Source organism: Paenibacillus sp. FSL A5-0031, from assembly GCF_001956295.1.
In the GTDB taxonomy this organism is placed as follows: domain Bacteria; phylum Bacillota; class Bacilli; order Paenibacillales; family Paenibacillaceae; genus Pristimantibacillus.
Genome location: NZ_MRTD01000003.1, coordinates 360,953 through 383,877, shown reverse-complemented (window position 1 = coordinate 383,877; position 22,925 = coordinate 360,953). Strand labels below are relative to the sequence as shown.

29 protein-coding genes are annotated in these 22,925 nt (G+C 45.2%); 11 read left to right on the top strand and 18 right to left on the bottom strand.

The annotated features are described in order from the left end of the window. Nucleotides 1–69: 69 nt before the first annotated feature. Nucleotides 70–336, bottom strand: coding sequence for a YqhV family protein (locus BK120_RS08010; RefSeq protein WP_076266945.1), 267 nt, complete (start codon nt 334–336; stop codon nt 70–72). A 136-nt stretch (nt 337–472) separates the two neighbouring features. Between BK120_RS08010 and BK120_RS08005 the strand changes: the two genes are divergently transcribed. Then, entirely contained in the window at nt 473–1,186 is a 714-nt protein-coding gene (locus BK120_RS08005) for a 2-phosphosulfolactate phosphatase (RefSeq protein ID WP_076266944.1), read from the top strand. A gap of 72 nt (nt 1,187–1,258) precedes the next feature. Here the strand turns inward: BK120_RS08005 and BK120_RS08000 are convergent, their stop codons facing one another. The 5 genes from BK120_RS08000 to BK120_RS07980 all read right to left on the bottom strand — a co-directional run bounded on the left by BK120_RS08000 (nt 1,259) and on the right by BK120_RS07980 (nt 5,465). Then, a complete protein-coding gene (locus BK120_RS08000) occupies nt 1,259–2,512 on the bottom strand; it encodes an aspartate kinase (RefSeq protein ID WP_076266943.1) in 1,254 nt (417 codons plus the stop codon). Nucleotides 2,513–2,740: 228 nt separating this feature from the next. Then, complete coding sequence (gene efp, locus BK120_RS07995; RefSeq protein ID WP_076266942.1) at nt 2,741–3,298, bottom strand: elongation factor P; 558 nt, start codon at nt 3,296–3,298, stop codon at nt 2,741–2,743. Nucleotides 3,299–3,326: 28 nt separating this feature from the next. After that, a complete protein-coding gene (locus BK120_RS07990; protein WP_076266941.1) occupies nt 3,327–4,400 on the bottom strand; it encodes a M24 family metallopeptidase in 1,074 nt (357 codons plus the stop codon). 25 nt (nt 4,401–4,425) lie between these two features. Continuing rightward, nucleotides 4,426–4,866 (bottom strand): type II 3-dehydroquinate dehydratase, encoded by a 441-nt coding sequence (aroQ, locus tag BK120_RS07985; protein ID WP_076266940.1) that lies wholly within the window; start codon nt 4,864–4,866, stop codon nt 4,426–4,428. A gap of 92 nt (nt 4,867–4,958) precedes the next feature. Beyond that, nucleotides 4,959–5,465, bottom strand: coding sequence for a YqhR family membrane protein (locus BK120_RS07980; RefSeq protein ID WP_076266939.1), 507 nt, complete (start codon nt 5,463–5,465; stop codon nt 4,959–4,961). Between the two features lie 219 nt (nt 5,466–5,684). Between BK120_RS07980 and BK120_RS07975 the strand changes: the two genes are divergently transcribed. Continuing rightward, on the top strand, nt 5,685–6,647 hold the full coding sequence (locus BK120_RS07975) for a DUF1385 domain-containing protein (protein ID WP_076266938.1): 963 nt from the start codon (nt 5,685–5,687) through the stop codon (nt 6,645–6,647). 31 nt (nt 6,648–6,678) lie between these two features. After that, complete coding sequence (locus tag BK120_RS07970; protein ID WP_076266937.1) at nt 6,679–6,996, top strand: hypothetical protein; 318 nt, start codon at nt 6,679–6,681, stop codon at nt 6,994–6,996. A 68-nt stretch (nt 6,997–7,064) separates the two neighbouring features. Here the strand turns inward: BK120_RS07970 and mntR are convergent, their stop codons facing one another. Next, a complete protein-coding gene (mntR, locus tag BK120_RS07965; protein ID WP_053376766.1) occupies nt 7,065–7,487 on the bottom strand; it encodes a transcriptional regulator MntR in 423 nt (140 codons plus the stop codon). A gap of 210 nt (nt 7,488–7,697) precedes the next feature. Here mntR and splB point away from each other — a divergent pair, with 210 nt between their 5' ends. Continuing rightward, nucleotides 7,698–8,765, top strand: a complete 1,068-nt coding sequence (splB, locus tag BK120_RS07960) for a spore photoproduct lyase (protein WP_076266936.1) — start codon at nt 7,698–7,700, stop codon at nt 8,763–8,765. A gap of 15 nt (nt 8,766–8,780) precedes the next feature. Here splB and BK120_RS07955 read toward each other — a convergent pair whose 3' ends face one another. The 10 genes from BK120_RS07955 to BK120_RS07910 form a co-directional block, all read right to left on the bottom strand. Continuing rightward, complete coding sequence (locus tag BK120_RS07955) at nt 8,781–9,494, bottom strand: cytochrome c biogenesis CcdA family protein (protein ID WP_076266935.1); 714 nt, start codon at nt 9,492–9,494, stop codon at nt 8,781–8,783. Between the two features lie 21 nt (nt 9,495–9,515). After that, the gene (locus BK120_RS07950; RefSeq protein ID WP_076266934.1) at nt 9,516–10,325 is read right to left on the bottom strand and encodes a metal ABC transporter permease; all 810 of its coding nucleotides are present in this window, start codon (nt 10,323–10,325) and stop codon (nt 9,516–9,518) included. Further along, complete coding sequence (locus BK120_RS07945) at nt 10,309–11,115, bottom strand: metal ABC transporter ATP-binding protein (protein ID WP_076267071.1); 807 nt, start codon at nt 11,113–11,115, stop codon at nt 10,309–10,311. Before BK120_RS07945 ends, BK120_RS07950 begins: the two co-directional genes overlap by 17 nt. A 77-nt stretch (nt 11,116–11,192) precedes the next feature. Continuing rightward, a complete protein-coding gene (locus BK120_RS07940; protein ID WP_076266933.1) occupies nt 11,193–12,215 on the bottom strand; it encodes a metal ABC transporter solute-binding protein, Zn/Mn family in 1,023 nt (340 codons plus the stop codon). A gap of 285 nt (nt 12,216–12,500) precedes the next feature. Beyond that, nucleotides 12,501–14,492 carry a methionine--tRNA ligase gene (gene metG, locus BK120_RS07935; RefSeq protein ID WP_076266932.1) on the bottom strand — a complete coding sequence of 664 codons (1,992 nt, stop codon included), beginning with the start codon at nt 14,490–14,492 and terminating at the stop codon, nt 12,501–12,503. A 113-nt stretch (nt 14,493–14,605) separates the two neighbouring features. Continuing rightward, the gene (locus BK120_RS36510) at nt 14,606–14,740 is read right to left on the bottom strand and encodes a hypothetical protein (RefSeq protein WP_483874404.1); all 135 of its coding nucleotides are present in this window, start codon (nt 14,738–14,740) and stop codon (nt 14,606–14,608) included. Between the two features lie 147 nt (nt 14,741–14,887). Further along, complete coding sequence (gene yidD, locus BK120_RS07930) at nt 14,888–15,127, bottom strand: membrane protein insertion efficiency factor YidD (RefSeq protein ID WP_076267070.1); 240 nt, start codon at nt 15,125–15,127, stop codon at nt 14,888–14,890. Nucleotides 15,128–15,144: 17 nt separating this feature from the next. Beyond that, nucleotides 15,145–15,582 carry a Fur family transcriptional regulator gene (locus tag BK120_RS07925; RefSeq protein WP_076266931.1) on the bottom strand — a complete coding sequence of 146 codons (438 nt, stop codon included), beginning with the start codon at nt 15,580–15,582 and terminating at the stop codon, nt 15,145–15,147. 180 nt (nt 15,583–15,762) lie between these two features. Continuing rightward, complete coding sequence (locus BK120_RS07920; protein WP_076266930.1) at nt 15,763–15,987, bottom strand: hypothetical protein; 225 nt, start codon at nt 15,985–15,987, stop codon at nt 15,763–15,765. Between the two features lie 387 nt (nt 15,988–16,374). Further along, nucleotides 16,375–16,800: an Hsp20/alpha crystallin family protein gene (locus tag BK120_RS07910; protein ID WP_076266928.1), complete on the bottom strand. Its 426-nt coding sequence runs from the start codon at nt 16,798–16,800 to the stop codon at nt 16,375–16,377. 152 nt (nt 16,801–16,952) lie between these two features. Here BK120_RS07910 and BK120_RS07905 point away from each other — a divergent pair, with 152 nt between their 5' ends. From BK120_RS07905 to BK120_RS07885, 5 genes are read left to right on the top strand one after another with little or no spacing between them, the layout of a single operon-like run. After that, nucleotides 16,953–17,180, top strand: a complete 228-nt coding sequence (locus BK120_RS07905; RefSeq protein WP_054024261.1) for a spore germination protein — start codon at nt 16,953–16,955, stop codon at nt 17,178–17,180. Next, complete coding sequence (locus BK120_RS07900; RefSeq protein WP_076266927.1) at nt 17,177–17,380, top strand: spore germination protein GerPB; 204 nt, start codon at nt 17,177–17,179, stop codon at nt 17,378–17,380. Before BK120_RS07905 ends, BK120_RS07900 begins: the two co-directional genes overlap by 4 nt. A 41-nt stretch (nt 17,381–17,421) precedes the next feature. Then, nucleotides 17,422–18,090 carry a spore germination protein GerPC gene (gene gerPC / locus BK120_RS07895; RefSeq protein WP_076266926.1) on the top strand — a complete coding sequence of 223 codons (669 nt, stop codon included), beginning with the start codon at nt 17,422–17,424 and terminating at the stop codon, nt 18,088–18,090. Further along, nucleotides 18,090–18,302, top strand: coding sequence for a spore gernimation protein GerPD (locus tag BK120_RS07890; RefSeq protein WP_144376705.1), 213 nt, complete (start codon nt 18,090–18,092; stop codon nt 18,300–18,302). The genes gerPC and BK120_RS07890 overlap by 1 nt, the downstream gene beginning before the upstream one ends. Before the next feature lie 8 nt (nt 18,303–18,310). Next, nucleotides 18,311–18,748 (top strand): spore germination protein GerPE, encoded by a 438-nt coding sequence (locus BK120_RS07885; RefSeq protein WP_076266924.1) that lies wholly within the window; start codon nt 18,311–18,313, stop codon nt 18,746–18,748. Nucleotides 18,749–18,801: 53 nt separating this feature from the next. Here BK120_RS07885 and BK120_RS07880 read toward each other — a convergent pair whose 3' ends face one another. Further along, the gene (locus BK120_RS07880) at nt 18,802–19,824 is read right to left on the bottom strand and encodes a YeiH family protein (RefSeq protein ID WP_372238965.1); all 1,023 of its coding nucleotides are present in this window, start codon (nt 19,822–19,824) and stop codon (nt 18,802–18,804) included. Nucleotides 19,825–20,024: 200 nt separating this feature from the next. Between BK120_RS07880 and BK120_RS07875 the strand changes: the two genes are divergently transcribed. Further along, nucleotides 20,025–20,909, top strand: coding sequence for a LysR family transcriptional regulator (locus BK120_RS07875; RefSeq protein WP_076266922.1), 885 nt, complete (start codon nt 20,025–20,027; stop codon nt 20,907–20,909). Between the two features lie 105 nt (nt 20,910–21,014). Further along, the gene (locus BK120_RS07870; RefSeq protein WP_256710822.1) at nt 21,015–22,883 is read left to right on the top strand and encodes a prenyltransferase/squalene oxidase repeat-containing protein; all 1,869 of its coding nucleotides are present in this window, start codon (nt 21,015–21,017) and stop codon (nt 22,881–22,883) included. Nucleotides 22,884–22,925: the final 42 nt, after the last annotated feature.

The window sequence follows — 22,925 nt, the reverse complement described above, 5'->3', positions numbered from 1 at the left end:
GTTCCTATTTGTATGCTTGTATTGCGAAAATATGTCTGCCCCATTTCATAAATGCTAGAGTTGAATCTATTATTTTTTCAAAATACCGATCATCAAGCAAATGACGCCCGCTCCTACCCAAAGAAACTTGCCTGGCGACAGCTTATCGGACATCCCGACGAGCCCCACCGTTGTTGTAGCTATTAGAATAAGCGGGCCTACTAAAGCAAGTGATGAGTTTACTACTAGCGCCTTGTCAATTTGGTTTAAACGAAGCATAAGCAGTGCAGCGCAGATCTCAATTGTTCCAGACGTCAGCCGCAGTGAAGCCATCGTTAATACGATTTTATTTAGCATGAATGGATAACCTCCCTTCAATGAAACGACTATTCCTTAATCATATGCTGGCTTGTCTGTCTTTCATGCCGGGCACAGGCACGTTGTTAGGCGCATATCATAAAGAATTGAGTTTGAGAAAGGCGGAGAAACAACGATGCAAGTGCAGGTTATATCCAGTGTGAACGAAGCGAGCTCGGCAAGATTTCATCATAAAACGGCAATTATTATTGATGTTTTGCGAGCTACAAGCACAATCGTTACCGCTATTGCTGCGGGAGCTTCATGCATCATTCCTGCTGAGACGGTAATGGAAGCGCGAGCACTTCAGCGACCGGGAGATTTGCTTGGAGGAGAACGCTTTTGCCGGAAGATCGCGGGTTTTGATATTGGCAATTCGCCAGAGGAATACACCGAGTCGGCCGTCGCTGGCAAACGAATTATTTTGACGACTACGAACGGAACAAGGGCAATCCATAAATCAATGAGGGCGGATCATGTGTTGACTGCATCGCTTCTAAATGCGGAGGCTTGCGCTCGCGCAGCGATCGAGCTGCGGAGAGATGTCGTTATTTTGTGCGCGGGGAGTCACGATGAATTTGCTATTGAGGATGGCTTGTGTGCCGGCCTTGTACTTGATAGACTTCAAGGCTTAAGCCACTTTGCTATAGAGATGGATGACTTTGGCTGTGCGATGCTCGCTTTGTACCGAAATCGCTCCACTCAAGTGAAAGAAACGATCATGAACGGAATGACCGGAAAAAAACTGATAAAGCTAGGAATGAAAAAAGACATAGAGGCATGCTCCGCTATCGATATCTATCATGAAGTACCTAGACTGAACGGTGATCAATTAACGAGGAATGGTTGAAATTCCAAGTTATTAAAAACAAAAAAAGCGTGCTCCCTAACGAGGAAGCACGCTTTTATTATTTCTATTAGATTAACGGCGATCCTGAGGGCCGCCTACAAATGCCTGCTCTGCTGTATCAAGACCATACGCAGTATGAAGCGCGCGTACAACTTCGCTGAGCGGCTCTGCATTAATAACGCAAGAACATTTAATTTCAGAAGTGCTTACCATCTTAATGCTTACACCTAGTGAAGATATGGTTGCGAACATTTTCGCTGCTACGCCTGGATTGCTGACCATGCCAGCACCTACGATCGATATTTTAACAAGATCGGATTCCGATGTCGTTTCACGGAAAGGAACAGTGCCGCGAATTCCCTCGATAACGGAGATCGCTTTATCTTTATCATCGCCTGAAAGCGTGAAGGAGAAATCGGCTTTGCCGTCCTGAACACCGCTTTGTACGATAATGTCCACATCGATGCCGTTGTTTGCTAATGCGCCGAACACATTTGCAAGCACGCCAGGAACATCCTCAACTCCCATAATGCTGATTCTTGCTACATTTTTGTCAAACGCGATGCCGCGAACGACCACGCCTTGCTCCATGACCGCTTCCTCCTTCACACTTGTACCTTCGTTTTGAGTAAAGCTTGAACGCACAACTAGCTTTACATTGTTATGCTTAGCGTATTCCACCGCACGCGGATGCAATACAGCAGCGCCTAAATTAGCTAGCTCTAGCATCTCGTCATAAGAGATTTCATTTAGCTTGCGCGCATTTTTGACTACGCGAGGATCCGTTGAGTAAATTCCGTCAACATCGGTATAAATCTCGCAAACGTCTGCGTTCATCGCAGCTGCCATTGCAACTGCAGTCGTGTCAGAACCGCCGCGGCCGAGTGTTGTAATTTCTCCCTCTTCCGTCATCCCCTGAAAACCTGCAATAATTGCTACATTACCCTCTTCAAGCGCTTTGAACACGCGCTCTGGATGGATATTAGTCATCTTCGCTTTACCATGCACCGCTTCTGTACGAATGCCTGCTTGCCAACCCGTGAAGGAAACGGCCTTTGCACCAAGCTGATGTACGGTCATCGATAACAAGGCTATCGAAATTTGCTCTCCAACTGTTAAAAGCATATCCATTTCCCGCGCCGGCGGATTTGGATTTAGCTGTTTCGACTGATCGATTAAATCGTCTGTCGTATCTCCCATGGCAGAAACAACAACAACGATATCGTTGCCTTCTTGCTGCCTCTCAATAATACGTTTTGCTACACGCTGCATCCGCTCCGGCGTTCCAACGGAGCTGCCGCCAAACTTCATCACGATTAACGACAAAGCCGATTCACTCCTAAACCTGACATATACATACAAGTCAATATTATAACACATTGCGCTTACCTATGGGTATATTCTCTTACAAAAAAACCGTCCGAAATCCTTCGGACGGTTTTAAATATAAGAATTTATAAGCTAGCACACTTATAAACAGCTTATATTTCTCCGCGAAACGAAAGCTAAGCCTCCAAGGATGGCTTTAGCCGTTTACACTAGTCAAGCTGCTTACTAAGCGCGCGAGATGTATTTGCCTTCACGAGTATCGATCAGCAAAACATCGCCTTCGTTAATGAACAGTGGAACTTGAACGTTAAGGCCAGTTTCAACCTTAGCTGTTTTTGTTGCGCCTTGCGCTGTGTTGCCCTTCACGCCCGGCTCTGTTTCAATAACTTTCAGCTCTACGCTGTTTTGCATTTGAATACCAAGGATTTCACCTTGATAGCTCGAAATGTTAACGTTCATGTTTTCTTTCAGGAAGTTAAGCTCCCACTCAAGCTGTTTCTTGTCCAAGTTAAATTGGTCAAACGTCTCGTTATCCATGAAGGTATACTCCGAACCTGAGTTATACAAATATTGCACTTCACGGTTTTCGATGATCGCGCGGCCAATGCTCTCGCCAGCACGGAACGTTTTCTCAACAACGTTGCCGTTGCGAAGGTTTTTCAGCTTAGAGCGTACGAATGCAGCGCCTTTACCAGGTTTTACGTGCTGAAAGTCTAGAACTGTAAAAATATCGGAGTCTACTTGCACGGTCAAGCCTGTTTTAAAATCGTTTACTGAAATCATTGCTGATTCCCTCCTGAATGAATAGTCCTTAACCCAGAGTGATTAAATCCTTCGGGGATGAGGTTAATATTTTAATACCGGTTTCCGTAATAACGATGTCATCCTCAATGCGTACGCCGCCGAAGCCTGGTACGTAAATGCCGGGTTCTACCGTAACCGTCATGCCGGGGGTTAAAATCGTTTCACTGAATTTGGACAACCTAGGGGCCTCATGAATTTCCATGCCTAGACCGTGTCCGGTACCGTGTCCAAATAGATCGCCATAACCGTATTTCGTAATAATATCGCGAGTTAGCGCATCCGCTTCACGACCGGTCATGCCTGGCTTAATATGCTCAAGTGCATGCAACTGCGCTTCAAGCACGATATTGTAAATCTCGAGATGCTTAGCTGTCGGAGTGCCGACCACGACTGTGCGTGTCAAATCGGAGCAATAACCGTTGTAATAAGCGCCGAAATCAAGCTTTACAAACTCATTATTCCCAATAATGCGATCGCTAGCTACTCCATGCGGCAACGCAGAGCGCTCGCCTGAGGCTACGATCGTATCGAAGGAAGAAGAAGTCGCGCCATGGCTGCGCATATAAACTTCCATTTCAAGTGCGATATCCGTTTCACGAACTCCTGGGCGAATGAGCTTCAAAATGTGATTGAAGGTGCTGTCCGCAAGATCGGCAGCTTCCTGCATAATTTGAAGTTCTGCCTCGTCCTTAATGTAGCGAAGCTGTTCCACTAATCCTGAGGCAGGCTCAAGCGTGATACCGTCTAATGTTTTCGACCAAGCTGTAAATTCACTGTATACGACATGGTCTTGTTCAAAAGCCAGCTTCGACAACTTATGTTGTCTTAGCAGCTCAAGCACATCCGCAAGCGGGTTCGAACCATGCTCAACAATTTGAAAATTGACCGCCTGCTGCGGCGCTTGTGTGCGGTAGCGGAAATCCGTCAGCAAATAGCTTTCGCTTAGCGTAATCAACACCATGCCTGACGAACCAGTGAATCCGCTTATGTAGCGACGGTTATACTCGCTTCCAATCAGTATCGCTTCAAAGCGATGTTCTTCCATCAGCTGCCGAAGTCGTTTTACTCTATCGTTTGCCATAACCGCTTCACCCTCTCTTAACTTATTACTGTTTGTTCAAGTGACGCACGAGCGCAGTTAGACCAAGCTCATAGCTGTCAGACCCGAAGCCGGCAATTTGACCGACTGCAATCGCAGCAACGACGGACGTATGACGGAACGCTTCTCTCTTGTGAATGTTCGACATATGCACCTCGATAATCGGCAAATCAACGGTGCTAAGCGCATCGCGAAGCGCGTAGCTGTAATGGGTCCAAGCACCAGGATTGATGACAATGCCGTCTGCTTTGCCGTACGCACTATGTATTCGATCAATCATATCGCCCTCATGATTCGTTTGGAAAAATTCAACGGAGACGCCAAGCGCCTCAGCTTTATCCTTCAAGAGCGATTCGATGTCTGCAAGTGTTTCTGTCCCGTATACGCTAGGCTCACGAATGCCGAGCATATTTAAGTTCGGTCCGTTTAAAACAACAATTTTGTGCATGAATGCACCTCCCAAGCAACCGAATCCATCATAGGTTCAAAGATCATTAGCCATTTTACCACAAATGTCTGCCGCTTGAGAAGTAGAACTCGCTACTGAGCTTTCGCAGGCTCCCTCGATGCTTCATCCGTGAACTCAAAAGCAATCGAATAACCAATGAATACGCCCCATAGAAGAAAGACACACAACTCTGTGTAAAGCGTATTCCAGCCCGCTTTAGTGATACCTGGCATAACGCCGAGCAGCGGTCCCACCGCAATAAACAAAATCGCCCACCAAACCAAACCGTATATGATACCCGGCCAAGGTCCTCGCAGCTTCCCAAGTATAACTTTATATAGAAAGGCAGCCACAATTGAAAAAATAATAAACGCACCAATACTTACAACTTCTCCCCATCCCGTTTTTAGAAAAGAAGCTTTAAAAAAAGGATCTGCCACAAATCCGGGAAGCACCTTCGTAAAATTCATCTCAAAGAACATCCAGCGTACTACGCCCCATATTAAGCCAGCAAAAAAACCGATTTTGATTGCGTAAAGCCACGGGTTTGTTACATGATCCTGTTTATCATATTGGTTTCGTTGTTTATTGTTAGCCATTACGCTAAGCCTCCACTCTTATTTCCATAGTTGTCCGAATTAGTATGTGAAATAATAGCGATGGATAACCATACTTTACCGTCAACTTGCCTATCCCTTCCTTTATGTACGCTGACGTTGGCAATTGACTGATAGATCAAGTACAATAGACATACAAAGATAAGGTACATTCGTCGCAACAGCTAAGGCGATATTCCAATCAAGGAAGGTGACAAGCACTTGCCGCAAGACTCCCGAAGCATATATGGCGGACAAGCGGTTATTGAAGGCGTTATGTTTGCTGGCAAACACGTTAACGTAACAGCTGTCCGACGCAAAAATGATGAAATCGTATTTTATGAAGTACCTCGCACAACGAAGAATTGGATTCAAGCATTGAAAAAAATCCCTCTCGTTCGAGGCGTTGTCGGTATTCTTGAATCAAGCGCCAAAGGCTCCCAGCATTTGAACTTCTCTATGGAAGCCTACGCTGAGGATGAAGCCGGTGAGGGTAAAGAAACAGACAGCAATCAACAACCCGCTGCAGTAAAGGAAGAGAAAAAGCAAGGCTGGAGTCTCAGCATGATTGTTGGCGTGGCTGTCGCCGGCGTGCTTTCCTTTATTTTCGGCAAACTTATTTTCACTGCTGCACCCGCAGCGCTCGAGGAACTTCTTTTCTCAGGGGTATTTGAAAATAAAATCGGTCATAACTTATTAGAAGGACTTATCAAAATTATTTTGCTGCTTTCTTATTTGTATTTCATTTCTATGACACCGTTAATTAAGCGGTTGTTCCAATATCATGGAGCTGAGCATAAAGTAATTAGTACTTATGAAGCTGGTGAAGAGCTTACGATTCAAAATGTACAGAAGTACAGCCGCCTTCACTACCGCTGCGGTTCAAGCTTTATCGTGTTCACCGTTATTGTAGGAGTTGTTGTCTACTCCTTGCCTTTCTTTACTTGGGACACCATTTGGGAACGCGTCTACATCCGTATCTTACTGCTTCCACTCGTTCTTGGCCTCTCCTACGAAGTGCTTCGCTGGACAAATGCTTTGCGTGAAATTCCAGTGCTGCGCTACCTCGGATATCCGGGACTATGGCTGCAGCTTCTAACGACCAAAGAACCGCGTGATGAGCAAGTTGCGGTATCCATTGCTTCCTTCAAGCGCATGCTTGAACTAGACAAACAAATGAAATAATTTCTATTGAAAAGGGAAAGGCGGAATTACAATGAGCAGAATACCAAGCAAATGGAATGTTTGGTCCATATCGTTTTTGGCGCTGCTGTTGATCGGTCTCGTTTACAGCGTTATCCAAAGCCCAATAACCTTTCTAATTCCCATTGTGGTGCTTGGCGGCATTTTCTTGCTATATAAATATCCGCCTTCTTTCTTAAGAGGTTACAATACGCGGCAAGGAGGAGTCCATGTCACACAAAGACGTGCTCCTGCAAGCAAAACGAGGACGAACAAAAACCGCTCCAAGACCGTGCCGTTTCGTGTCATTGAAGGCGGCAAGGAAGATGACGAAACACCTAAATATCATTAAAATCAAAGAAAAGGACCGAGGCATAATTGCCTCGGTCCTTTTTGCTTTCTCGTACGTATCGATATGTATTACTCGCTGTCCATTTCCGCACGCACGGCACGAAGCTCGTCCATACGCTGAGAATCTCTTCGGAAATATTCAACTAAAGTTTCAATACAGGTTATAGAGTCCCAGCTAAGATGATGCTCGATTCCTTCAACATCCTGATAAATATTCTCGTCCTGTACGCCAATCGTCGTTAGGAATGACTCTAACAATTGATGCCGATCAACAAGCCTTTTGCCCATTTTTTTCCCTTTATTGGTCAGGACCAGCCCGCGATACTTCTCATAGATCAAATAATTATCTTTATCAAGCTTTTGAATCATCTTGGTGACCGATGAAGGATGCACCTCTAGTCCTTCTGCAATGTCCGAGACACGCGCATAACCTTTTTCATCAATCAACTTATAAATTCTTTCCAAGTAGTCTTCCATGCTCGGTGTCGGCACTGAAGAACCCCCTAACCATACTTCTTCACCTATTTCACAGGCGTTACTTATTGTATCATACACTGTTCATTGTGTTCACTGCAACCCAAGCTCATCTCCAAAATAGATAAAGAAGCGCAAATAACACTTGAACTTACCAGTTTCAGCTTCGCTCATCCTTCACACAATAAGATGATGTTGATTGTGATGAATCTACAGGAGGAATGAGCTATGAGCACTGCAATTATTGATCGTCCTAAACCAGATCGCTCCACCCTCTCCTTTGTTCCCGAGCTTGTTTATTTTGAACCATCTGCGCTCGATTATCCCAAAGGGCAGCGTATTTTTGAATGGGTCAAAAAAGAAGGCATTCCTTATCGAATGACAACCTCACATAACCGAATTACGAACTTACCTGGCGATACCGAGCTTGAACAATACAAGATCGCCAAAAGAACGCTTGTCGTCGGCATACGCAAAACCTTGAAATTTGATACTTCGAAGCCTTCAGCGGAATACGCCATTCCGATAGCAACCGGTTGTATGGCTCATTGTCATTATTGTTATTTGCAAACAACGTTAGGAGCAAAACCTTATATCCGTGTATATGTGAATATAGACGATATTCTAGAGGCAGCTCAGGGGTACATCGACGAGAGAAAACCGGAAATTACCCGCTTTGAAGCCGCATGTACATCCGATCCCGTTGGACTGGAGCCCATTACAGGCAGCCTTCGCGAGCTTATTGATTTTATGGGGGAACAAGAACATGGACGACTTCGGTTTGTGACCAAGTTTCACCATGTGGATTCCCTTCTTGATGCAAAGCACAATGGACATACCCGTATCCGATTTAGCGTAAATGCCAAATATGTAATCAAGCATTTCGAGCCTGCTACATCTAGCTTTGATCAACGCATTGAGGCCGCCGCAAAGGTCGCTAGGGCAGGTTATCCAATGGGCTTTATCATTGCCCCTATTATTTGGCATGAAGGCTGGGAGGAAGGCTATGGCGAGCTTATAGCCTCACTTGCAGACAAACTCCCGCAGGATGTGACCAAAGACCTTACATTTGAACTCATTCAGCATCGTTTTACAAAAACGGCAAAAGCAGTTATTGAAAAGCGGTATCCGCGGACGAAGCTTGAGATGGATATTGAAAAACGCAAATATAAATGGGGACGCTGGGGTCAAGGGAAATACGTCTATCCCGATGAACAAGCAAATGCGCTCCGCATGTATTTATCGGAGCGCATCTTTGAACATTTTCCCGAAGCAAAAATTGAATATTTTACGTAAGAGATCCATATCAGCTTAAAATTTCAACCATTCCGGCGTAATCATATTAAGCCAGATCGTAATTTTGGTCATTTGATCGGTAAACAATAATACACCCATCAAAATCATAACAGCTCCGCCAACCTTCATTACGCTAGCTGAATATTTCAGTATCCATCTTGCCGTACCAAGGAAAAAGGCTAGTACAAAAAAAGGTATCGCAAAGCCTAATGAATAGGCAGTCGTTAGCTGAAACCATGTGCCAGGTTCCGATGCTGCAAGACCTAAAATCGCAGTAAGCGCGGGACCTGTACATGGAGTCCAGCCTGCGGAGAAGCCGATTCCAAAAATAAAGGAGCTGACATAGTTCGCTTTTTTCGGAATAAGATTCATTCTTCGTTCCTTCATCAGGAGCTGCGGCTGAAATAATCCAATTAGAAATAGTCCCATTAAAATAATCAATATCGCTGATAATTGCCTAATCAGATCTCGATATTCACTGAAAAATTCAGCAAATACATTCGTTCCGTAGCCTAATGCATAATACACGGTGCAGAAGCCCAAAATGAAAAACAGCGTGTGTGACATCGTTCGCATGCGTTTTTGTTTGGCATGTGTATTGCCCTTCAAATCCGCTACCGATATTCCCGTTATGTATGATAAATACGAAGGATAAAGCGGTAAGCAGCAAGGTGATATGAACGATGCAAAGCCAGCCCCTAAGGCCAGCCAAATGTTAATGTCGGACAAACCCTCTCACTCCAATCCTCATTAACTGCCTGGTCGCATGCCACGGCGGAAAACGAGCAGCAACAGCAGCACAGCAATTAGCAATAATACAATAGTACCGCCTGGTGCCAAATTCCATACACCCGCGATTAGTAAGCCTAATACAACGGCAATTTCGCCAATAATGACGACCGTTATAACGCTTTGACGGAAACTGCGGGCAATGATCAAGCTGCATGCGGCTGGTATAGTCAGCAAGGCCGATACAAGCAGCGCACCTACAATTTTGATAGAAACACTAATAACTAGAGCAGTAAGCACGCTAATCATAACATTATAAAATTTGACGGGCAAGCCGCTCACTGCTGCCGCGTCCTCATCGAACGTAAGCAGGAATAGCTCCTTTACTTGAAGCCTAATCGCAATAAGAACAATTAGTGTAACGACGCCTATTACGTAAAGATCAGTGGTGCTCAAAGTATAAATACTTCCAAATAAGTAACTATTCACATTGCTGTTGAATCCTTTGCCCATTGTGAATAATAATGATGCGAGCGCGACTCCGCCTGACATGATAATGGCAATGGACAGCTCTGCATATGATTTATATGCTTTCCGAAGCTTCTCTATAGCAAATGAGGCAATAATCGCAAACACAAATCCCATAGCAATTGGATACACGCCAATCAAGAAACCTAGCGCTACTCCAGCAATAGATACATGCGATAATGTATCTCCAATCATTGAAAGCCTGCGCAGCACAAGAAATAAGCCGATTAGCGGTGCCGTTACCCCGATTAGAAGTCCGCCAATAAGAGCCCTTTGAAAAAATTCACTAGTTACGATCTCCAACCAAAACAACCTCTTTCCTGCTCTCCATTTGTTCCCTTAGCCCTTTCAAGCTGTGTGCAAGATCATTTTCTACACAATCCTGCGTTTCGTGCGAATGTTTAATATGAAACTTGAGCTTTCCGTTTCCACTGGCTGGCTCTTGTCCTAAATAAGAGCGAATCATGTCAAGGTCATGAGAAACCATTAGAAATGTAATGTTATGATGCTGATGCATATGCTTGATCATATGAAAGAAGCTTTCCTGTGTCTCCGTATCTATCCCCACAGTCGGCTCATCTAGAATAAGCAGCGATGGGTTGTTAATGAGCGCTCTGGCAAGAAATACACGCTGCTGCTGGCCGCCCGACAACTGCCCGATACGTTTATCCTTTATATCCTCAATCCCCATTGCTTGCAAAGCATCGTCACATTTTTGATAATCCATTTTGCTTAATTTCTTAAACAGCTTGCTTCGCCCATAAAGGCCTGACAAGACGACCTCCCGAACAGTAGCTGGAAACAACGGATTTAATGTGTTTTTCTGCGGGACATATCCGATGCGCTCCCACTGCTTAAATTTGTCTACTTTCTCACCAAACAAACGGATCGTTCCGCTCGTTGGCTTTATCAATCCAACGATCATTCGCAGCAGCGTCGTTTTTCCAGCGCCATTCGTGCCGATCAATCCGATAAAGTCCCGTTCCTTCACCGCGAAGCTTAGCTTTGATATAACCGTCTGCTGTTGATAAGAGAAGGAGACGTCCTCCAATGAAATAACCTCTTGGTGACAGCTTGCATCCGCATTTGTCATTCGATTTGATTGCGCCATAATTTATCTCCTCACAGCAATGCGGAGCATAAATCAGCTCCGCAGGTTTGCCTTTTGCTCTATTGTAATGCTTGCACAAGATTTTGCAAGTTTCGTCCCATTAGGGTTAAGTACGTGTCTCCCGCTTTTTCTTGATCCGGCGTTAGGCCTTCGAGCGGATTAAGCACCATTGTCTCAACGTCCGCTTCGCCTGCAAGCGTTTTGGCAAGTTGATCTGAAACTAATTCTTCGAAAAAGATATATTTTACATCGTTTGCTTTAACAAACTTCGCAATTTTGAGCAAATCCTGTGCACGTGGCTCAGCGTCAGGGCTAAGTCCCATGATTGAAATTTGCTTCAATCCGTAATCACGAGCTAAGTAACCAAACGCTTGATGCGAGGTAACGATGTTTTTGTTCGATGTTTGTGCAAGCTTTGCCGTGTAATCCGCATCGATTGCTTCGAGCTTTACTTTTAGTGCCTCGTAGTTTTTCTCATAATCTGCTTGGTTTGCGCTATCGGCTTCAATTAAGCTGTTTTTCACATTTTCAGCTAATGTAAGGGCTGATTTTGGACTAACCCAAGTGTGCGGGTCCAAGCCGCCATGTTCATGCGAATCTTCATCCGCATGTTCTTCTTCATGTTCATGATCATGCTCATCTTCATTACCCTCAATTAATGGAATGCCTTTGCTGATTTCTTTGGTCACGACTTTGCTGTCTTTGGACAGGCCTTTCAGGAATCCGTCAACCCAGCCTTCAAGTCCCGCTCCATGGTACAGAAACAGCTGAGCCTTCGACGCTGTATCAAGATCGCGGCTCTTTGGTGTCCAATCATGCGGCTCTACGCCTGAAGCTACTAGATTAACCGCTTTGACATGATCTCCGCCAATTTCCGATGCTAGAAAATATAATGGATAGAAGCTGGTAACGACACTTACTTGTTTCCCCTCTGCTTGACCAGTTCCCGTGCTGCCGTTCGCTGGTTGGTTTGATGAGCCTGAATTATTCGTATTATTGCCGCAAGCCGCTGCAAAAAGCAGCATTGCCGATAAAAGAAAACTAAGCGCCATAGGTCTTGTCAATGATTTCAGTCTATTCATTTTGATTTCTCTCCATTCATCTTTCTCTCTTGTTCGTAATCGTTATGATTACGTTTTGTATTATACGATGACCAGAAATAGACTGTCAACCTTATTTCTTAGCAATAGATAGTAGAAGTTTCATACCTATCATGACTCACAGCTGCAATTTAATCATATAGATTATCTTTATTGACCAAAATGTTATGAATTATGATTGAAGCTATTTTTGAAGAGCAGCAAAACATAAAGGCACCCCAGAAGTTAAACAACCTCAGGGGTGCCTCCGTATATGAACAAATGAATTTACTTCACAACAGCGCCGTTTGGCATATTGTCAGGAACCGTTGCAAGTGTCAGCTGATCACCATGTGATGCTGCAAGAATCATTCCTTGCGACATTTCGCCGCGCAGCTTAACCGGCTTCAAGTTTGTAACGCAAATAACTTTCCGTCCAACCATTTGCTCCGGAGTGTAAAACTTAGCAATGCCGGAAACAACCTGGCGCTGCTCATACCCAAGATCCAATTGAAGCTTCATCAGTTTATCTGCTTTGAGAACTGGCTCTGCAGAAATAACCTGAGCAACGCGAAGCTCTACCTTTGCAAAGTCATCAATTGCAATTTCATCCTTGCTCTCAGGTGCAGCCTGTGGCGCTTCATCCGCTGCCTTCGCAGCATTTGGCTGCTCAGCCGGCTCCTCTGACTGTGTACCGCCGCTCATTGCTGCTGCGATAAAAGCAGACTCCTCTGCCGTATCGAGGCGTGGGAACAATGGTGTGCCCTTGCTTACTCTCGTTCCACCCGGCAGCGAACCGAATTGCTTCGTACTCTCCCATGAAGTTAGTTCACCCTGCTCAAGCCCAAGCTGCTTCCACATTTCCCTCGGAGAATGCGTCAAGAACGGCTGCAGCAGAATCGATACGATTCGCAGCGATTCCGCCAAATGATGCATAACCGATGCTAACTGTCCATTTTTCGACTCATCTTTAGCAAGCGTCCATGGCTGTGTCTCGTCGATGTATTTGTTCGTGCGGCTTACAAGCTGCCAAAGGGATGACAGCGCAACGGAAAACTCCATATTTTCAAGCGCTGACTCTACCTGAACGATCGTTTCACTCGCAAGCTTCTGCAACGATTCATCAAATTCGGTTACTCTGCCTGCAAATGGCGGGATCACTCCGTCAAAGTATTTATCGATCATCGCTATCGTTCGGTTAAGCAGATTACCAAGATCGTTTGCCAAATCGAAGTTGATTCGTTCTACGAAATTTTCTGGCGTAAATGTTCCGTCTGCACCAAACGGCACTTCGCGGAGCAAATAATAACGAAGCGCATCCAGTCCGTAACGATCGATCAGCATTACTGGATCGACAACATTGCCTTTGGATTTTGACATTTTGCCATCCTTCATCAGAAGCCAGCCATGTGCAAAAACCTTCTTAGGCAGCGGCAAATCGAGCGCCATCAGCATAATTGGCCAATAAATCGTATGGAATCGAACAATTTCTTTTCCGACCAAGTGCACGTCAGCCGGCCAGAAATCACGATATTTCTGATCATCGCCTTCATTTCCGTAGCCTAATGCCGTGATATAGTTGGAAAGCGCATCAATCCACACGTAAATGACATGTTTAGCGTCTCCAGGCACTTTAATACCCCAATCAAACGTTGTACGCGATACAGCCAAATCCTCAAGGCCCGGCTTAATGAAGTTGTTGATCATCTCATTCTTGCGTGATTCCGGTTGAATGAAATCTGGATTGTCTTCATAATATTTCAGCAAACGATCAGCATAATTGCTCATGCGGAAGAAGTAGCTTTCTTCTTTTACAAGCTCAACCGCACGTCCGCAGTCTGGGCATTTGCCGTCAACCAGCTGACGCTCGAGGAAAAATGATTCACAAGGCGTACAGTACCAGCCTTCATACGTGCCTTTATAAATATCGTCCTGTTTGAGCAGCTGAGCAAAAATTTTCTCAACGACAACCTTATGACGATCCTCCGTCGTACGAATGAAATCATCATTGGAGATTTCCAGCTTCGCCCACAGATCTTTAATGCCTACAACGATATCATCAACAAATTGCTGCGGAGTTTGATCCTTTTCCTTTGCTTTGCGTTCAATTTTCTGTCCATGCTCATCTGTACCCGTCAAATACCATACATCATAGCCGCGCAGACGTTTATAACGTGCCATTGCGTCACCAGCCACCGTCGTGTAGGCATGTCCAATGTGGAGCTTATCGCTCGGATAATAAATCGGCGTTGTAATATAAAACGTATTTTTTTTCGTCATTTTTACTCCTCCTATTGCATTAGTCTAAAAAAACGCAAAAAACTCCCGTCCATCATGGGACGAGAGTTTGAACTCACGCGGTACCACCCAAATTTCAATCCGGAAATGAGCGGTTAAACCGTCACTTCAAGAAAGCTTCGTGTGCCGCCTGTATGGCGGCTTGCGCCGTTAACGCCAGCTTCGCGTCGCTCCCTTACCCAGCGCTGCCGCTGAAGCTCGAAAGCGAATCCTCCCGGACCATTTTCCAATGGAGTCCCTTACCGGCTTGCACCATCTTTCCCGGCTCTCTGAAAAGGTTCTGCTATTGTACTTATCCATTCCTCGGATATATAAATAAAACCAAAACTTATTTTACCACTTATAAATCAAAATATACCCAAATAGAGCCCCCTCTGTCAAGGAGCATCTATGTTGCTGTCTTTTGCAGGCGGAACGGGATCATAGCCACCAGCATTAAAGGGATGGCACCTAGCAATTCGCTTCATAGCAAGCCAAGAGCCCTTAGCCGCTCCATGCTTCTCGATCGCTTCGAGCGCATACATTGAACAGGTCGGATAGAAACGGCATGATGGCGGGGTCAAAGGTGAAATCACTTTGCGATAAAAGAGAATCGGAGCTTGAGTCACTCTTCGCATTACCCGTTTCTCTGGCATTAGGCCTCGCTAACTGCTGACTCGTCTTGTATGCAGTCTTTGCAATATCCGAACACCTCGAATTTGTGTTTCACAACTCGGAAATCATCAGGAACATTCGTTTGCTCCATTGGGCAGAAGGTAATGGGATAAGTCATCCCGCACTGCAGGCAAATCATATGATGATGATGTTCATTCTCTCTGCAATGCAGCTTGAACTTACCGCCATCCTCAAAAATAACCTGCTCCAGCACACCGAGTTCTTCCATCACTCGCAAATTGCGATATACGGTATCAAAGCTTAATCCCGTATACGATTTCCCCATATATTCATAGACTTCCTTCGGAGCCAAATAACCTTGTGTCTCAGAAAAAAGCTTTGCGAGCGTTTTCCTTTGATCCGTTATTCTCAATCCTTGACTAGACATGCGTCGTATAATGTCTTCCATCGTATGCATATGTCGAACCTCCGGACTAAAAATTGTTTATCTCCATAATGACGAACAAACTTAAAACGGCTAAAGCCGCCTATGGAGGCTTAGCATTCGTTTCGCGGAGAATTATATAAGTCCATTATAAGCAATAAAACTTATAAAGTCTTATATTTAAAAAAAGCTCTCGTCAATGAGAGCCTCCATTTAACCATTTAATCTCATGTTAATCATAAAACTAGCTGACATCGCTACAAATAACAAGATACTAATAATGCCAACCAGCTTTCGCCTAGTATTGAGCTTATTAATTAACGCGGAATCATTGGAGAGCCGTTTCGACTCCGAGTACGAGCGATGCATAAACATATAACTGATAATGGAAACGACGAACAGCATGTTAATAAAAAACCATATAATTGTCCAGGTCAAGCCCTTACCTCCGGTCGTGATCAGCTATAAAAAACTATAGATACCACTTATTTAATATGTACATGAAGACTACAAAACTCACGACCGCTCCTGCAAAACTAAACCAGCCTGTACGAAATTTTTGCTGAAACATCCGCAGGATACCAAAGCTCAGCAAACCGAAAATAAGCATTAAAAAAACGATTCCAAGTATGAATAACGAAGCAGAAACACTGCTTACATCGACTAAGGACACTGAACACACTCCCTTTTTACTAATATGTACATGTTCATTAGACATTATAAGGGATAGCGAAGCCTTTAGCCAGCTGTAATACCTGTCGATTTCGTGACAAAAAGAGCACATCTCATCTAGATTTGTGCCCTTCCTGTTCCTCCATACGTTAACTACCAACGAATTATCGCTTCATGATAGGTACGATTGGTTGGCCGCTTCTGAAGCTTCACGTGCATAAAATTGTCTTTCACTAATGTTTTGCACACCTTAGGCTTCACAAACTTAGGCAGCTTGATCGTCTCCGGCTTACCGCTCGGCAGTCCATCCAGGCGCAGCCGGTCTTCCCTTACGAACAACCGAAGCTGCTCTTTATCAAAGCCTTCCGGCAATGTAATCTTCACATTCAAAAAATGACGCGTCTCGGAAAAGGCTGCTGAGCCTCCTCCAATCATAACACCAGCCGCTTCGGGCAGTGCTTTGGTCATCATTTTACGCACATATTGCTCTACCCAAGCCGGTTCGCGCAGCAGCTCAAAGCCTTTTGGCATCTGCTGCTTCTCCATCCACCGTTCCATATCATCCCATTTAGATGCCACAGCAAACACCCGCCTTCCAGCACTTCTACCAGCATATGCGCCTTGAGGGTTTCAGGATACTTTCTGGATAGTAACCTCTGGGCGAATGCCGCATAAGCTATACCATAAACATTCCATATATCAAAAATCATCTATACAAAGGGAGGATGCTCATGCCAGCTGTCGTAGGTTTTGTCAAAATTGTTAGCGTTGGCTCCGGCTCCATTATTCAATTTGGAGACGCCCTGGAAGTGTCGCCAAATAGCACTTCCAAGACGTATGCGGGATCAGGATCATTCCTAACCGGAAGCTTAACGAACTCAAATAACGCTGTCAGCGCAACAAACACTCTTGATCCGGATGTGCAAGATAGCTCGAATAATGATGTGAGTGCAATATGAGCCTGACCATTCATCAGCAAATTACGATCCATCAGCTTCGTGTCGACAGCGTATCAAACAGCTCCGTCCTGCAGGTCGGCAGTGCCGGGTCCATACGTTCATTGTCACAGCTCTATAATTCGGGCGGGTTCACTGAGCCTGCTCCAGAGTTATCCTCAGATAATCCGCTTTCTTTCGTCCCACTGCCTAACCCTACTTAAGCGGAAAATAGAACTCATTACGAGTAGGAGGTGCAAGTCTCATGCAGCAAAACAATCCACTTTCCCCGTGGCAAATATGGTCACTTGAAGTACAAAATAAGCTTAACGAGCATTGTGAGCGGCTTGATGCACTAGAAGCAAAGGTCAACGCTTTATGTGAACAAGTAAAGCAGCTCGAAGCGCGCCCTACTTACCATATAGACGGCATTCAATATCATTTTGATCAATTGAAAGTTGAGAAGCTTGACGGCACACTGAATATCGGGATGACCGCGCCAGGCATCGGAGATGATTCTATCCCTGGAAGCATTGAACAGATGACCGTATCAAATACGCCCACTTTCCCAACTGCAGCTTCACCTACACCGCCGCAAAATGGGCTATACAATGATATTTATGCTGGGATGACTCGTTATTTGGATATGGAAGCTCAGCAAAAGCTGCTCTCCTACGAAAACGAGCTTCAAATTCCACTAGATCCTTATCATCGGCAAATTATTATAAATGATGTCCGCAAACAAGTTCCTGCTCGCATTCAGTACTATATGCAAAAAACAGATCGAGGCAGCGATGCTCAACCAGCCGCGATTGATAACAATGCGGTCACAGCTACCGTTCTGTCCAAAACAAAAAGGGATGCCGACGCTGCATTGCTCGCCTATATGCGAGAGCTTCAAAACAACTCCCCATCTACCGGAGGAATGTCATAATGCTGTATTTTAAAGTCGTTAATCATCTGCTTAGTGTTGGTCAAATTGAAGTGCTCGGCGTATCCAGTGCATCGATGCTGCAAGTTGGGGACACCGATAACGTAAATTTATATTCGATGTTCGATACACCGCCTGAATCTGTCATCGTTGGACCGATTGCTCCGTTTCCGCTTCCGGAAGAAGAGTCTAGCGGTACTTTCGGGGGAAGCTAGGTGGCATCATGAATCGTATCAATGATCAATCTATCAATACCTTTCACGTTCGAACCGCAACTGTTGGGTTCTTGCGTATAATAACCGTTGGTCAGGCAGGTATTGTACAGCTTGGTGATCGTGCTGTGACGAGCGCCAAGCTTCGAGCGCTAGCGGTGCAGCGGAAAGAAGATCATCTGACTTCAGGCGAAGTTTTTTTTGAATCCTATGAGCTTTTTTCCCGCCCGCTGCCCGTTATCAGTGATCCGGAATTTGATAATGCTGGCGGTATTGAGCTGTTTCGAACCAATTGTGCGCCGAATATTACAGTCGGATACATACAAGTCATTGCATCCGGCTCAGCAGCGAGCATTCAGATCGGCAACGGAGTGACTCTGAACGGAGAATCACGAATCAAGCATATTCGGCAGTACCCCCGTCAAAATACCGCGCTCTCTCAAGGATGAGCAATAAAGTCCGCTAAGGCGCTGTATGCCTGCGGACCTTTTCTTGTCTTTTTTTATGCCAAATGAAAAATATGCACGAGCAGCAGTCCGAGCCCAGCTAGCAGCACAGAGCCAATGAATCCCGCAATAACTGGTTTTTTTCCAAGCCTCTTAAATACGACAAAATCGACGCCGAGACCAAGTCCAGCCATTGCCATTGCAATGAGAAAATAAGCGGCTACAATCAGATTCGCAGTAGCTGCGGTAGGAATTATGCCTAACGTATTAACTCCGCTCATAGCAAGAAATCCAACGATAAACCATGGAATCGGCAATTGCTTTAAGCTCATTTTTTGTGCTTTATTAGCTTTGCGGCCATTCCAAATTCCAATAATAATCGCGACTGGGACAAGCAGCGCTACGCGAGTCATCTTTACAATAACAGCCAAATCAATCGCTTCTTGTCCTCCAGGAGCCGCAGCAGCAATAACATGCGCAATTTCATGCAATGTTGCACCCGAGAAGATACCATAACCTGCGTTGCTTAAATCAAGCACGGGGTACAATACGGTATAGGCTAGCGTAAATAGTGTTCCTAAAATCGCAACCGTTGTCGCACTCACTGCTGTTTCATTTGGACTTGCCTTCAATTGTGGAGCTATCGCTACAACAGCTGCTGCACCGCAAATAGCTGTACCGCAGGCTGTGAGCAGGCCTAAATTTTTATCTATTTTCATCCATTTGCTTATTCCATACACAACAAATATCGTAAATACAATGTTAATAACGGCAAGCACAAATACTTTTGGCCCTGCATGTAAAATATCATTTAAATTCAGGCGAAGACCCAGCAGAATAATTCCGAATCGCAGCAGTTTTTTGCTTGAAAACGTTATGCCGCTCGTCGCTTGCGCCGGCAAGCCTATCCAAGCGCGACAGGCTATCCCTAATAAAATAGCGACAACCAGCTGACCCATAACGTTAAAAAAAGGAAGCATCGCGATTCCTTTCGCTGCTATCGCAATACCCATCGTATACGCTAATCCTTGTATAAAACCAAAACCATTATTCGAATGACGAATAAAAACATTTTTTATAATCATCGATTTCACCTCTGCATCTTGTGTTTAGCAAGTGTTCCCGTTGCATTCACTATAAGGCTCGGAGCAGACAAAGTGAAATACCTATTCCCTATCCTTATCATCAGGAATCCTAATGATTGAATTGCCATTCTTTCTTTTTTTCCTTATAGTTACGTTATATTCAAGAAAATCGCAATCAATAATGAGGGATAATGATGATCATTGAGGCACTTCGAGTATTCGTTACCGTAACGGAGCAAAGCCATTTTTCAAGAGCTGCAGATCTATTGAATATTTCTCAGCCAGGGGTAAGCCTGCATATTCGAAATTTAGAAAATGAACTTGGAGCGAAGCTGCTGCATCGCTCTCCTAAGCAGGTTCGGCTTACCGAAGCTGGTGACATTATGTACCAACGGGCGAAGCAAATTTTATCTTTATATGAGGAAGCGAAGCAGGACATACAGCTTTTACAGGATAAGGTGACGGGCAGCTTGCAGATTGGAGCCAGCTTTACGATTGGTGAATATGTTCTCCCAAGCCGGCTTGCTGAATTTGCTGTTCAATATCCGCTCGTTACTATCCAAACAACAATCGGGAATACGGAGGAAATTGTTCAAGCAGTGAGATCCAACGAACTGGATATTGGTCTCATTGAAGGCGATGCAAGCGCGGCAGATTTAGTCGTTACGCCTTACATGAAAGATGAAATGATTCTGATCGCTCCTTCTACACATCCGCTCGCAGCGGAGCGCTTCATTGATGCCGAAATGCTGCAAAACCAAGTATGGGTACTGAGAGAAGTCGGATCTGGCACTCGCGCTTTTAGCGACCAGTTCATACGTGATGCGCAAATAACCCAAAAACGCTCTTACATTTTTAATAGCAGCCAAAGTGTCAAACAATCTGTGGTATCCGGTTTAGGAATTGCGATGCTCTCACGCTGGGTCGTAAAGAAGGAATTAGAATCGGGAGAACTGATTCAGCTTCGGTTGAGCAAACAGCGCTTCGAACGTGATTTTTCTATTATCCGACATAAAGAAGGAGCAGCTACAATGGCTGTATCTATGCTGCTGCAACGGCTTCTAACCCTTAATGAATAAACAGTGTGAACAAGCCCTCTATTCCTATTAGGCGATCCTCGACTGTGCTTGCTGATTTGCGCATATATATTAAGCAACGACAGTTGCAAAGGATGATTGCGCCACATGGATATGAAACGAATCCGCGCAAGGATAGATGCAATGACGGAAGAGCTTATTCACCAGCAGTCGCAGGACGGCGCATGGCGGATGTGCTTCGATTCTGGGACGATGACGGATAGTTATTTAATCATTTTGCTGCGCCTGCTAGGCAGAGCAGATGAGCGTTTGATTCACATGCTTGCAGCTCGGATTGCCTCAAAACAAGAGGAAAATGGCGCTTGGAAGGTTTATCCTGACGAGTCCGAGGGCAATTTGGACGCAACGTCTGAGGCTTATTTTGCACTGCTTTATGCAGGTTACTACTATGAAGCTGATCCGCGTATGGTAAGAGCTAAGCAATTTATTCTAAAGCGCGGCGGTTTATCCGAGGTTAGATCCTTGCTAACGCAGGTTATCTTTGCCGCAACAGGTCAAGCGGAATGGCCGCGTATGCTGCGCATTCCACTCGAAGCTTTTTTCTCCGATCTCGGAATCGGCCTTGATCTATTCTCCCTCTCTGGTCATGCGCGTGTCCACCTTGTACCGACTATCATTATGGCAAACAAACAATTTGTCCGCAAAACGAGCACAATGCCCGAGCTTTATCAACTATTTGTTAACGACTCGCGCAAATTTTCGAATGATACCACCTGGATATCTGCGTTGAATGAATTTATATCCAGCTTGCCTTTATCCAGTCTGCTTCCACCCAGCTCCTCAACGTCGTATGAGAAGGCTGAAGCCTTTATGTTCGAGAGACTTGAGCCAAATGGAACACTTCTTACCTTCTCGACCGCAACAATATTGATGATTTTATCTCTGCTTTCGCTGGGCTATTCCACGGATTCACCCGCCGTAAATCGATTATTGGCAGGTATACTTTCAGTCATGTGCGTTGACAGGCCTCATCTTCAAGTCGCATCTGCTGAAGTTTGGGACACCTCCATGCTGACTTACGCTCTTCGTGAAGCAGGAGCATCACCAAGCATGCCTGCCCTCGAGAAAGCTGGGGTTTATTTGTTAGCAAGGCAGCAGGTTCGTTTAGGAGATTGGACTAGACGTTTGCCGAACACTCCTGCAGGAGGTTGGGGATTCTCCAACGTAAATACGCTGTATCCAGACGTCGATGACAGCGCTGCTGTTCTGCGCGCAATTCGGCCTTACACTACCGAAGCAAATGGCTTACACGCCAACTGGCAACGAGGTTTAAACTGGGTGCTAGCGATGCGAAACGAAGATGGCGGCTGGCCTGCATTCGAACGCGAAGGCAACCAGCTGCCAGCCAGCTTCTTTACTTTTGAAGGCTCCTCTGACATTTCTACCGATCCTTCTACTGTCGACTTAACCGGCCGTGTACTTGGTTTTCTTGGGGATGAGCTGGACATGACAATCGGCCATCGCTGGCTTGATGATAGTGTGCAATGGGTGCTCTCCCAGCAAATGAGGGATGGTAGCTGGTACGGTCGCTGGGGTATTGCCTATACGCATGGGACAGGTGCTGCAATAAAAGGAATGACAGCAGTTGGGGTGCCAGACGACCATCCCGCCATTCAGAAGGGAATCAAGTGGCTGCTATCGATTCAAAATGAAGACGGCGGCTGGGGTGAGTCCTGCTTGAGCGACAAAGTAAAGCATTATGTCCCGCTCCATGCCAGCACCCCCTCTCAAACCGCTTGGGCGCTCGACGCATTAATCGCAGTTTATGCTAAACCTAATGCCGCAATGGAAAGAGGCGTAGAAGCATTGCTTCAATCACTTGAGCGACGAGATTGGACCTACACCTATCCAACAGGAGCAGCTCTTCCAGGCAGCGTTTATGTTCATTATCCGAGCAACAACTATATATGGCCGCTGCTTACGCTGTCGTCGATTTTGAAGAAATACGGCACGTAATACTATACGACTTAAAAACAGCCGGCATAGCTGCTCGGCTGT